Origin of the sequence: Marinilabilia salmonicolor JCM 21150, from assembly GCF_000259075.1 — a bacterium.
Classification (GTDB): domain Bacteria; phylum Bacteroidota; class Bacteroidia; order Bacteroidales; family Marinilabiliaceae; genus Marinilabilia; species Marinilabilia salmonicolor.
Map to the genome: position 1 here is coordinate 202,866 of NZ_AJKI01000031.1, position 13,222 is coordinate 216,087.

Below are 13,222 nucleotides of genomic sequence, written 5' to 3' on the forward strand. Positions count from 1 at the left end.
TTGATAGCTAAAGGAATGTTCAATACGAACGAGATGAGCCCCTATCGTCCCACTCCGGGGGCTGGTACAAATACATTGATGATTTCAAATATTCCAAATAACATTTCCCTATCATGGGAAAAAATCAAATGACATTCGTTTTTTCTATTCAAATTGGGACAGCCCCGGAGGGGCGGCAGTTTGGTAGCCGAGCGTTTGTTCCAGCCAAACGAAATGAGCCCCGGACGGGGTGACACGTAGAAAAAACAATCTTCTAAAACCAAATAACCACATCCCGTTTTTGAAGAAATCCCGTTTCATTGTACATTTGTGGCATTCCATTCCACCCTAAAACCCCATTCGTCCACAAACAGTTATTTCTTTTGAACATGGTAAGAATATTGCTTTTTATGCTTTTGCTGATCTTTGGCACCTCAATGACATACAGCCAGTACAGCGCCGACACATGGCTCATCAGCCCTAAAATATCCTTTGCCGATTATTCAAATACCGACAGCTACGACGGCTATTCCATCAGTAAAATTCCCCCTACCTCCCTTTTTGTGGAAAGAGGAATCAACGATTATTTCAGTGCCGGAGGCTTTATCGGCTACAACCGCGACAAATACAACAACGATACCATCCCGAAAAATGAATTACGCTACAGCACTTTCAGCACGGGGGCTGTTGGCACCATCCACTATGCCCACTGGATTGAAGCTCTGAGCGGACATAAATGGTTTCTGGGTGATTTTGATTTCTACGTTTCCGGAGTGGCTCAACTGGCCTTTGAAAAATCCACCGAGAAGTCTGCCTGGAACACTGAAACAGAAGCCTTTGAAAACAATAAAGAATCGGACGTCAGGATTCGTATCCGTCCTATTTTCGGATTGCGGTATTTTCTAACCGACCGCTTCAGCATGCTCATAGAAGTGGGACGGGGAAATCCGGGAATGGTGACCACCGGGGTTAGCTGGAGCGTGGGAGCCGGGTTTTGAGTTTTGAGTTTTGAGTTCTGAGTTCTGGGTTCCGGGTTGAGTTTCTGGTTCCGTGTTGGTTCTGAGGGTGGGAGTTCCCCCTTCAGGGGGTTAGGTTTACCCTGTGAAGAACTAGCTCTACAGAGTTCACTCTGTGAAGAACTAGCTCTACAGAGTTCACTCTGTGAAGAGATTTTCTTCATAGGGGGTAGTGCGCAGGGAGGATGAGTTTGGGGTTCCGGGTTGTGGGTTGAGTTCTGAGTTTTGAGTTTCGGGTTCTGGTTGTGAAGAAACAAAGCTCGTAGAGGCGCACGGACGTGCGTCTAATCATACAATACAAAATTTTGTGTTTTGTAACCAGCTACCATTCTCTTTTCCCAAAGGACTCCTGACTAAAGTTTACTTTTACCGAAAAAATCCATAAATTCACGACCGCAAACCCAAAACCCAACACTGTGTCTGACAAACAACTACAACACCGGATAGCGCTCAGCCTCATCAAAGGGATCGGTCCCAAACTGGCACGTAACCTCATAGCCTATCTGGGCTCAGAATCAGCTCTTTTTGAAGAAAAAATTCCAACCCTTGCCAAGGTACCGGGAATTGGACCGGCTCTCAGTCAGTTACTCCTGAATATTGACCGACAGGAAATCATGAAACGTGCTGATAAGGAAGTACTATTCATCGATAAACATCAAATTAAACCATTCTTTTTTTCAGATGCCAATTATCCGGGCCGGCTCTCCTATTGCGAGGATGCTCCACTGATGGTATATATTCACGGACAAGAACACCAGACGGCAACCCGCATGATAGGCATTGTGGGTACCCGCACTCCTTCGAATGAAGGCATAGACTTGTGTGAAAAACTGGTAGCCGACCTGGCCGTTCGTCATCCCGGAACCGTTATTGTCAGCGGACTGGCCTACGGAGTGGACATTTGCGCCCACAAAGCAGCTTTGAAAAACGGATTGCCAACCATTGGGGTGCTTGCTCATGGTTTGGATCGCATCTATCCTTCCATGCATCGCAATACCGCCAGAGAGATGCTGGAACAGGGAGCCCTGATGACGGAGTTTATCAGTAACACTGTACCTGACAAGTACAATTTCGTGCAACGCAACCGGATCATCGCAGGCCTTTCAGATGCCCTCATTGTGGTCCAGTCGGCACGCAAGGGAGGTGCCCTGATTACTGCCGAACTGGCCAGAGATTACAACCGTGATGTACTGGCATTCCCCGGCCGACCCGGAGATACTTTTTCTGCAGGCTGTAATTATCTCATCAAATCAAACATCGCAGCGCTCATCGAGTCGGTTGAAGACCTGGAGTATGCATTGGGCTGGGACACAAAGAAAAAGACACCGGTACAGGGCAATCTTTTTGCCACCATCGAAACAGAAGAACAACAAACCATCATGGAGAGCCTCATTGAAGAACAGGAAATGAACCTGAATCTGCTGAGCCTCAAATGCGGTCTGCCCGTCAGTAAATTATCAGCCACCCTGCTCGATCTGGAATTTAAGGGACTGGTAAAGAGCAAGCCCGGGGGAATATATCGGGTGGTGATGAGTTGAGGGGGCAAGGCCCCCTAAATCCCCCAAAGGGAGGACTTAAAATAGTTGATAATCAATCTATTCTAAGGCCAGATGAACAGAACACAACTCACCCGTAATAAATACTTTGCGTCATTGCGTCTCTGCGTTTAAGCTTTTTTTAACGGACTATTGATATGTGAATGACATTTGTATGTTTGCATTGTTTCGGATTTAACCTACCTTATACATAAAACAATATAGCAGGCAACACGAAAACAGGCTGAAAGCCTGAAAGCAATAGCCCAGAGCAACGTCCTGGGATTGCAGTTTCCCACCCAACCCCGCGGTTTATTAGTCGCAACGCGACCAATAAACCGCGGGAGGAGAGGTATTACAATTTTCCTGGGACGTTGCCCCAGGCTATCGCTTAAAGACCTTCGGCCTTAAAAAAACACAGCCTAATCTTGTCAAAGTGGCATTATGTATTTCTCTAAAAGGAAAAAGCTCGCTTTTGGGAGGACTGCATTATTGACTTCGTCGAACTTCGTTTCACAAATAATCTATGCCAATGTCCAACTATCTGCAAAATACAATATGGATTCCAAATCACATACACGGCAGCCATGAGCTAACCCCTAAGAGCTCATTGCAATCCGTAATTCTCTGACATTTCTTCTACTTATTCCATTTGGTTTTGTATTTTTGATTTTTATTTTTCTATACTTCATATAAACCAAAGCGGCAACCCATCTGATGCTTTGCCATATAAAACACAGATAAAATGGAACATACACTCCATGGCGATAACGGATACGCCAAAATTGAATCATACGACGATAAAACTACCGAAGCTCTCAGCGATCACTACACAGAAGTTTTAAAACTACTCGGAGAGGATGAAACCCGCGAAGGGTTGGAAAAAACGCCGCTAAGAGTGGCTAAGGCCATGCAATTCCTGACACAGGGATACAACATGGATCCTGAAGAAATCCTTAAATCAGCCAAATTCCGGGAAGATTACCAGCAAATGGTAGTGGTTAAAGACATCGAACTCTACAGTATGTGCGAGCATCACATCCTTCCGTTTTTCGGAAAGGCACATGTGGCCTATATCCCACGTCACCACATCACCGGATTAAGCAAGATTGCACGCGTGGTAGAGGCTTTTGCCCGTCGTCTGCAAGTGCAGGAAAGACTTACCACTCAGATAAAAGAGTGCATCCACAACACATTGAATCCATTGGGTGTGGCTGTAGTTATCGAAGCTCAGCACATGTGCATGCAAATGCGCGGAGTGCAGAAACAGCATTCTGTAACCACCACCTCAGATTTCACAGGTGCCTTTCTGAAAAATCAGGCTACCCGGGAGGAGTTTTTCAATATCATCGGATCGTCATTGCACTAGAATTAGTGAATAGTTTGTAGAGCAATAGTCTGTAGGAAATAGTTGCCAGTAGAAAAAATATGAGGCAGCCCCAAAGAGGGTATCCTAAAAGTTAGTGTATTTGAACTCCTGAGCATTTCAATATTAGGAAGATCAATAACAGATTTTTGTAACAAACAAGTAGTTAATAATTGGCCCCCATTCGGGAATCCGGCTCATTTCTTATGTCAACCCCGGGTTACGCACCCGGGGTTATTCAAATTTGCCCCCTGTGGGGACGGGACAAATCAGTCATATCCACATTATGACCCAAAATTATTTGGGGTAGCCACTCAGAATGACAAAAAATGGGAATATATGACTTTGGAGATAGCCTCTCGTCAGCATTGAATTAATCGGAGTTATTTTTCCCCTCCAGCAACTCAGCCGAAACAACCAGGTTGGAATATGATACTGAAAACGCCGTAAAAAACCCCAGTGCCCCATTGCTGATATTACCGGGAACATTGGCGGGAGGGCCAGTAAACAGAGGATACTGTCCGCGACCTTCGCGCTGCACCCCTTTCACAAAATCAAAATATGCTTCGGTTATTCCGCACATCTGAAGGGTGACAACATCCCCCTCTTTCAATGGTTCAGCCTTTTCATTCGCATTGATGGACTGCACCCAGACACCATCAGCCCTGCCATTTTCAAAAAAACGGTCGCTCACTACAGTAAATTCAGTTATTCGCTCCGAAATCAGAGTTCCGTTAATCAACACCCTGAAAAGATAGTAATCCTCCGACTCAGGAGGATCGTTAAAAAAGAGCAATACTTTCCAGATTTCCCAGGTTTCATCAAACAAGATATCAATGGAATCAGGCTTTGTAACTTCTGGCATATAAGAGATTGCCTGATACGATTCCTCAATGCCGTCACCATCTATATCCACTTCCGAAATTGACAGTTCGTAAGAATTTCCGGGAGTGGCAGCAAAACCGTTTTTAGCAACATAAAATCCTGGCATCTCATTCGCTTCTTTGAGTGTTTCCACATTGTAACCATCAGATAATAAAACCCTGGCTCCTGACACCGGAGGAGAAACCGTATCGTCCAAAAAAGCTACAGATCCGGACAAACGAAGATATTGTATCTGGCGTTCACTGGTAATCATGCCGTCCACCACCAGTCTCTGACTATCAGTTTCCAGTTCCAGGTCGATGTATTCGGTGCATCCCCAGGTAAGGGAAACCACCATCATTATGGGAATGATGTTTATTGGTTTCTTCATCCGTTAAAATTTAAACGTATAGGAAACAGAAGGCACAATTGAAAAAAGATAGGTTTTTTCTGCTCTGATGCCTGATTCCCCATTTTCGTCATTCACAAAATTGATTGCCCAAACATTTTTCCGTCCATAGGCATTATACAAAGAAAAGATCCACTCTCCGCCTCTCTCTTTACCATGCTTACTGTGGATAATACAGGAAAAATCCAACCGGTGATAATCCGGCATACGCTCTCCATTTCGTTTGGAATACAAAGGAACCATCGCTCCTCCCACCTCATATCTGCCCACCGGCAAGGTTACCGGCGAACCGGTATAGTAAACCCAGTTGGCCGAAAACGAAACCCGCGATGCAATCCGATAGTCGGCATAAACAGAAACATCATGAGTATGATCATAGGGCGACAAAAAAGGCTTGCCATCGTTGATTCCACTTGCCACCCGTTCTGATTTCAGAAATGTGTATCCTACCCACCCCGAGAAACGGCCGGCATTCCACTTTGACATCAATTCAAAACCTCTGGCCCATGCTTTTCCGAAACGGACCTCCCCCTCGATGGTTTCGTTGAGCAGTAAATCGGGATGGTCTTTAAAATCAATGGTATTCTCCATCCATTTATTAAAAACTTCAATACTGTGTTCAAACACCCCATTGCGGGATTTACTGAAAAGTCCAAAGGAAACCTGATCCGATGTCTGCGGTTTCACATTGGGCGATGCAGGAAACCATACATCCAGCGGAGTGGAGGATGTGGAATTACTGGCCAGTTGAATATATTGGCGCGTTCTGCTGTAGCTGATTTTTGCTGTATGCCGTGGTGACAAAAAGACCGAAGCGCCGGCACGTGGCTCGAGCCCCTGATAATGGTTATACACTTCTCCTGATGAGTAATTTATAGTATCAGTAACCTCATAAGCATCATTAAACTGAAAACTTTTCCCGGGACCCAAATTCTGAAAAAGAGAATACCTCAGACCAACCCTAAGTTTCAACCATGATGTAACCTGATTAGTGTAACTCACATAAGCTCCATGCTCCAGGGACTTGTTTTGTGGTAGTTTCACCTCCTGCAGAAACGAATTCTCATCCGGCCCTGTTACATTCCCCGGAGCTATTCGATGAAAAAAGGTTCTTGCCCCAAAGCGAAACGTCTTCTCGGGAGAAAGAAACCAGGAAAAATCGGTTCCAAACATGTAGTCATTGAATTCCGAAACCCACTCCATATCATCGATATCACTTTCTGAAGTTCCCAGAAAGTAGTCGTAACGACTTCTGACTAAGCTGAAATTGGCAAATAAAGAAGGCGAAAATACCCGGTTCCAGCGAAAGGAAAAAGTTCGATTCCCAAAATTAAGTCTGGCGAGTTCATCCCTGAAAACATCGCGCCCCAAATATGCACTCAGAAAAAACCTGTTTTTCTCGCCTGCAATCCAGTTCATTTTGAAATTGGTATCGTAGAAATAGAGTTTATTGTCATGCAATTCTTCATCCTTAGCCAAAGGCAGAAACAAATCAGCGTAAGTCCTTCGCCCTGTAAAAAGAAATGAGGCCTTATTCTTTTTGATCGGCCCTTCCATATTCAGCCGGCTGGAAATCAGCCCTATTCCTGCAGAGCCTTCAAACTGTTTCATATTTCCATCACGGGTGTGCACATCAAGCACCGAAGACAACCGCCCCCCCTCTGATGCGGGAAAATCACCTTTGTATAACTCTATATGCTTGATGGCATCATTGTTAAACACGGAAAAAAAGCCCAACAAATGACCGGCATTGTAAACAATGGCTTCATCCATCAGCAAAAGATTCTGGTCGGGATTACCACCTCTGACTGTAAAATTACTGGATCCCTCACTGGTAGCCGATACTCCGGGCAGCATCTGAATAGCTTTCAAAGGGTCGGTCTCCCCCATAAGCACAGGCATACGCCCAATGGAGGCAGACTCAAGTCGCTCAACGCCCAGCAAAGAGGAGCGTGCAGAAGTGGGACCTTCCTCTCCCTGTACAATCACCTCCTCCAGCAATTCCGGTTGTGGAATCATTTCCACAGTGATATATGATGCATGAGAAAAAATCTTCTCCACAGGCTGATATCCCAAAAAACCAAATTGTAAAACATGTTCTCCCGGAGGCAACTCTATCGAGAAAAAACCATAAACATTGGTCACCGTCCCCATTCCGCGGCCTTTTGCAACCACTGAAGCCCCCACCAGCATTTCTCCGCTTCGGCCATCCCTCACATAACCACTTACAGTATATCCTGATTCCTCAACCACAGAGTAAGCACTCGCAACTGATTGGAGCAGCAAAAGCAAAACAAGGAAAAATGAACGAATTTTGTGATTAATCATGGAATCAACGCCTTCAGGAAGTGATGAAGATAATCATTTTTAATCTTTCCTGCCAGAATCAATTGCCGGATAGTCCAACCAAGTGTATTAACGGCCGTCAATCTTCAATTCAGGTTTCTCTCTGCGAAGACAGAACAAGCAAACAATTATGGCATTCAAATTGCTTAATATATTACCACTAACTAAAAACAGAATGTTATGAAAAAGAAAATCTTGTTTTTGAGTATAATGCTCGCCGGAGCCTCCATGATGTTCAACACTATGGCACAGGGGAATTTTGCACTTGGAGTCAAAGCCGGTTACAACTCATCCAAATTCCGGACAGATAATGCAGGTGAAATTATGGCAGGTGATCAACAATACACCTTCTCGGATGCCAAAGATGAAGCAAAAGGCGGGCTTATGCTTGGAGCTTTCGCCCGAATTAAGCTGGTTAAGAATCTTTCTTTTCAGCCCGAACTTCTTTATGTAAAAAAAGGAGGGGAGACAAACTTCAGCGGAGAGTTTGACAACACCGTCAATACAGAGTACCACACCTGGGACGTCCCCTTACTGGCACATCTGAAGCTGATCGACCTTAAAGCCCTTAACATTTACGGCGTGGGTGGCCCCATGGCCTCTTTTGTGGCCAGTGAAGACAACAAATGGGGAGATATCAACAACTATGAATCCATCTCTGAAAACATGAAAAATGCCCAATGGAGTTTCCAGGCCGGCGGAGGCGTGGAATTTGGAAAATTAAACCTGGATGTTCGCTACTCCTGGGGATTGGGTGATTCTTCCACCGAACTGGAACGGGTCAACAACAACCTTACTTTTTCTGTGGCCTACAAAATCTTTGATTTGTAAATCACACTGAGCCAGCGAGATATACAGCTCACCTTATACATAAGACAGGTATGGGGAAGTCTTACCCCGGGTTATCGACCCGGGGTTATTCAAGTTTTCCCCCTTCAGGTAGGAGACATTTCTGTCATTTACACATTATTCCTCAAACTTTTTCTGGTGTAGGTTCTCGCAATGACGTTTTTTTACTGTAAGATAGAAGATGTTGGCGGATGGAACTCATCCCGAATTATCGGGACTCGTTTTATTCACTAAAAACCACTACCCCTTTATTATTTTTCCCGTCGATCATGGTTGAAAAAGGTTTAGAGCACCGCACATGTCTCACATACTCTGTTTCCTCTTCTGCTCCGTGACTGTTTAGCATCTCCATATTGATATTTCCTTCTCCAATGTGCGGATTGATGGTGAGGTATCCAACCCTGAGAGAGGTTAGGTTTTGAAAAAAATGTGTGCCCTGACTCGGTTCCACATGGTAATTTTCCAGCCCCATCTCCACAATAGTTCTGGCACCGGCAATCTGCCCCCACCGGACAGGAACTCCCAGCCAGGGATCCTGTGAACCCCAACGGCCCGGCCCAACGAGCAGATAGGGTCTCCCACTTTTCTGCAACTTATCATTAATCTTTTCTATGTGACGGGCAATCTCCGGGTTCAAAGATGGCTTAAAATTTTCCGGCTTGACATACACAATGTCCTGCACATCATTCACCACGCCATTCCCAAGAGCCGAATTGGAATAAATAAGACAATCTTCCGGCTCAAAATCTGACAAATCAGGTCCCGAAGGATCCTTGGTGTCAACGATAGGCCTGATCTGCAGCAAATAAAAAACCGGCTTACCATCAGCTGTCTGAAGATCAACTGCAAATTCTATCTCTACCGGTTGTTTCATCTCATCCTGGCCAATATGCAATACCTTATTTACAATATCGGCAAGGGGGAATGCATCATACTTCAGGATATTGGCAAAAGTAATAAAGCGAGGCCCATCGGCCATCAAACCATCCTTAATCATGTGGTTCTGCATGTCAAAAACAGAAGCAAGCCACTTCAGTGAACCATCTTTCTCACCCTCACCCACATTAAGCTTTAGGATATTCACACCATCATTCACGGAGGCTTCAAAAGTAGTGGCATCCAGATTCAATGCAAAAAACGATTTCTGCGTTTCACGAACAACCATCTCTGGCGAGGAGAGTTGAAGCACTTTTGCCGGATATCTTGGCGAAAACCTCAGAGAGGCTCCACCTTCTACTATTTGGCGTCCAAGTCCCAGCGCCACATTCACCACTCCATCCTCAGCCTTTTCGGGCGGAATTGGATAGAAATTGACCGACCTGGCCACACCGGAAAAAGTTGGATAAAACCGATTTTCATGTGCCTGTCCCACTACCTCCTGGAGTACAATTCCCATCCGCTCTTCATCAATCAAATTCATGGTACCATCCATATAGGCCTTACTCGATTTATAATATACGGAAGCATAAACACATTTAATGGCATCAAGAAGTTGCCGAACCATCTGGTCGTCACATGACGGAGCAATCATATAAGTGGTATAAATACCGGCAAACGGTTGATAATGGCTATCCTCCAAAACACTGGATGAACGTACTGCTACCGGTCGTTTCACTACTTGTACAAAGCGCATCAGGTCAGCATACAGATGAGTAGGCAGTTTCCCTTTGATAAAGTGTTGCAGAATCTTCTCATCCGACATATCTGAAAGCCCCACAGAATATAAATCGTTCTCTTCCATAAAGGTTTCAAAGACATCAATACCCAGCACTATCGTCCGAGGAATCATAATATTCACTTCCGGGTGCTGATTCAACTCGGAATGACGCTTGATAATTGCATTCAAAAAAGCCAATCCGCGGGCTTTACCTCCAACAGAGCCCTGTCCGATACGAGAAAAAGTCATATACTCATCGTATCTTTTGCGGTCGAACGAAGCAATAATTCCTTTACTCTTGCTTTTCCTGAATTCTGATATCAAACGAACCAGCCGCTCTTTATGCGCCTTCATATTGGCATCGTCATCCACCTTCAGCTGGCGCACCACATCGGCTATTGGAAACAATGCGCGTGCGGTAAGCCATTTGGAAACATGATCGCGCTTAAAATGGTAATGAAGCGAATCATCGGGAAGATCCATTAACTTGTTCTGCAGTTCACGCAGGTTTCCCACACGATCAATCTCCGCACCTGTTTTAGGATCAATAAAAACAAAATCACCGAAGGCCAGATAAGTATTCAGGAAATCTCTCAGCTCTTTCAGCAAAAATTTGGAATGTTTATGAATGAATCCAACCTTAATCTCTTTGGCAACTTCAGCAACTTTTGCATCAGATGATTGGAGCATAAAAGGCATATAGGGATTATCTCTCTTCACCTTCTGTGCAAGCTTCACGCCGGCCCCAACTTCTTTTTCACCATCATGACTAAAGGAGACATCAGAAATAACCCCCAAAAGATTGTTGCGATACTTATCATAAAAAGCCTCTGCCTCTTCATAGGTTCGTGCAAGTAATATCTTCGGGCGCCCCCGCATTCGCATCATCATCTGATGTTCATTGAGCCCTTCGTGCATGAACTTTTTGGACTGCTTAAAAACAATCTTGTATATCAAAGGAAGATAGCTGGAATAAAACCGCACGGAATCTTCCACCAACAAAATGCTTTGGACTCCCACCTCTCCTATGTCATATTCAGCATTCATGCCATCTTCAATAAGCTTGATGATGGCCAGTAGAAGATTGGAATTTCCGAGCCAGCAGAACACATAATCAATGGCACTGGTATCTTCCCTGCTTAGCTGAAGAGAGACCTCACGTGAAAAAGGTGTCAGCACGACAATCGGTACCTGCGAAAAAGATTCCTTAATTTTACGAGACAAAGAAAATGGATCCATCCCCCCTACACTCAGCATGGTGATCACCAGATCAATTTGTTCTTCCTCAAGAACAGCAAAGGCCTCCTCTGCTGATGATACCTGAATAAAATGAGGAGGATACCGAAGGCTCAGCGATACATATTCATTAAAGAGTTGCTCATCAATACGTCCGTCTTCCTCCAACATAAAAGCATCATAAGAACTACAAATCAGCAGTACTTTATGAATACGGTTTTGCATCAGCTGGTCAAAAGCAGTTTCGGAGAAGCGGCTGTGGGTAATATTTAATTCCATGAGAGACAAATTTGGGAAGAAATGAGTTTCAAAGCCCTTAAAATAGTAAAAGCCCCTCAGTTTGCCAATATTGAGAGACCAAAAAAAACGGGATTGACATAGTCAACCCCGTTATATCTGAAATTCAAAATCTGAATTTACATCGGTACTTGATTTACCTGACGTGCCGAATAACTGATTTTAAGCGCCTGGGCCTTTCTAAGGGCCTGCTTAACTTCAGTAATGATTCCCATTGGGGTATCAAAGTCGGCTTTAATAGAAACCGTCATTTTAGAACGATCACTCTCTCGCATCGATTCGCGCTCCTGCACGATATAGTTACGAATATCATCAACAGTAGAAAACTGGTCATTGAGCTGCAAACGCGGTTCGGAACCAAAAGTACCCTGATATTGTTTTTGGGGAACTCCCACATAAATATAGGTTACCAGTGATTTTTTCTCCAGCTTGCTCAACTCAGTAGCTTCCGGTTGTTTCAACTGAACTTTCAGCGCTACCTCTTTCATGGTGGTTGTTACCATAAAGAAGAACAAAAGCATAAAAACGATATCGGGGAGAGAGGCGGTATTAATAGCCTGTTGGCCACTACCCTTTTTCTTTCTGAATTTTGCCATTCTATTTCCCTCCTATGTTTTTAGGTTCAGCTTCGGAAATCTTTTGCGGATAGATATCACGAATTGCACCCTGTTTATCTTCCTCCAGTTCGTCAAATTTCTTGCCGAATTTAGATTGTGCAAGCTCGTTACGGAGCTCATTGTAAGCAGCAGCCAATTCGTTTTGCACCGAGAGATACATTTGATACTGTGTACCCCGGTCGTTCTGCAAAGAAATCACACCTTTGGTCACAGGATAGATGCCAAAATATTCAATTTGCTTTTCCTCTTTCTCAGGCAGTCCCTCTTCATCCAACGGGTTTTGAATAAACTCTTTGGCGGCATCGCGAAGTTCTCTCAACTCCATAGGCTCGTTTTCGACCAATAACCTGTTTTGAGCATTAATCAACACCTCAAACACGTTCCGGTCTTTAATGGGCGGTGGAGTATCCTGATCTTCAGGCACCGGGGGAGGAAGCATGCGTGACAAACCGGAATCTGTGTCCATCGTGGTTGTCACAAGGAAGAAAATAAGCAAAAGGAAAGCAATATCGGCCATCGATCCTGCATTCACTTCCTGAACATCTCTTTTTCCCATAAATTAAAAATATTTTTAGTTGACAGGACTTAAAAAGCCCTGCCCTCAGTCATGTTACTTAAAAATCCGGGAAACTTCGGTAAACAATATTGCAACCAAAGCACCACCAATAAGGATATAAGTAGAATACAAGAATGTATCACCCAGAATCAACATACTCGGGACGTTATCTGGTCCTTTATATCCAACCAACTGCAAAGGAGTTCCGTCTCCCATGCTGTAAGCAATAACCACAATCACCCCTAAAAGGGCAATTGAAATAAGTGATCGGATAGCAGCCTGAGGATGCAAAAGCAGATTTGCAATCTCAAAAAGAATTGCTACTGCAGCAGCTATCATTAACAATATCTTTCCCCAGTTCAGAAACGACTCTGTATATAATGGATATCCGGCATCTTCCACTTCACCTCCGAAGTAGAACAAACCTGCAAACACCAACGTTACAGCCAGGAGAAGATATAGTACATAACTCAAATATTTCGAAAGCTTAGTCAT

Annotated in this window: 10 protein-coding genes; 4 read left to right on the plus strand and 6 right to left on the minus strand. The window is 44.3% G+C overall.

All coding sequences use genetic code 11. The annotated features are described in order from the left end of the window. Positions 1-368: 368 nt before the first annotated feature. The 3 genes from W7W_RS0115250 (at position 369) to folE (ending at position 3,899) form a co-directional block, all read left to right on the plus strand. Positions 369-977, plus strand: coding sequence for an outer membrane beta-barrel protein (locus tag W7W_RS0115250; protein WP_010664564.1), 609 nt, complete (start codon positions 369-371; stop codon positions 975-977). 434 nt (positions 978-1,411) lie between these two features. After that, positions 1,412-2,533, plus strand: a complete 1,122-nt coding sequence (gene dprA / locus W7W_RS0115255) for a DNA-processing protein DprA (protein WP_010664565.1) — start codon at positions 1,412-1,414, stop codon at positions 2,531-2,533. Positions 2,534-3,275: 742 nt separating this feature from the next. Further along, a complete protein-coding gene (folE, locus tag W7W_RS0115260; RefSeq protein WP_010664566.1) occupies positions 3,276-3,899 on the plus strand; it encodes a GTP cyclohydrolase I FolE in 624 nt (207 codons plus the stop codon). Positions 3,900-4,269: 370 nt separating this feature from the next. Here folE and W7W_RS0115265 read toward each other — a convergent pair whose 3' ends face one another. Both W7W_RS0115265 and W7W_RS0115270 read right to left on the minus strand, forming a co-directional pair. Then, complete coding sequence (locus tag W7W_RS0115265) at positions 4,270-5,151, minus strand: DUF4249 domain-containing protein (protein ID WP_148660835.1); 882 nt, start codon at positions 5,149-5,151, stop codon at positions 4,270-4,272. A gap of 3 nt (positions 5,152-5,154) precedes the next feature. Continuing rightward, entirely contained in the window at positions 5,155-7,497 is a 2,343-nt protein-coding gene (locus W7W_RS0115270; protein ID WP_010664568.1) for a TonB-dependent receptor, read from the minus strand. Positions 7,498-7,695: 198 nt separating this feature from the next. On the opposite strand from W7W_RS0115270, the gene W7W_RS0115275 reads away from it, so the two are divergent. Next, complete coding sequence (locus W7W_RS0115275) at positions 7,696-8,346, plus strand: porin family protein (RefSeq protein ID WP_010664569.1); 651 nt, start codon at positions 7,696-7,698, stop codon at positions 8,344-8,346. Between the two features lie 241 nt (positions 8,347-8,587). Here W7W_RS0115275 and W7W_RS0115280 read toward each other — a convergent pair whose 3' ends face one another. The 4 genes from W7W_RS0115280 to W7W_RS0115295 form a co-directional block, all read right to left on the minus strand. Then, a complete protein-coding gene (locus W7W_RS0115280) occupies positions 8,588-11,536 on the minus strand; it encodes a PEP/pyruvate-binding domain-containing protein (protein ID WP_010664570.1) in 2,949 nt (982 codons plus the stop codon). A gap of 137 nt (positions 11,537-11,673) precedes the next feature. Next, positions 11,674-12,150, minus strand: a complete 477-nt coding sequence (locus W7W_RS0115285; RefSeq protein ID WP_010664571.1) for an ExbD/TolR family protein — start codon at positions 12,148-12,150, stop codon at positions 11,674-11,676. A gap of 1 nt (position 12,151) precedes the next feature. Continuing rightward, on the minus strand, positions 12,152-12,727 hold the full coding sequence (locus W7W_RS0115290; RefSeq protein ID WP_010664572.1) for an ExbD/TolR family protein: 576 nt from the start codon (positions 12,725-12,727) through the stop codon (positions 12,152-12,154). A 54-nt stretch (positions 12,728-12,781) separates the two neighbouring features. Then, on the minus strand, positions 12,782-13,222 hold the full coding sequence (locus tag W7W_RS0115295) for a hypothetical protein (RefSeq protein WP_010664573.1): 441 nt from the start codon (positions 13,220-13,222) through the stop codon (positions 12,782-12,784).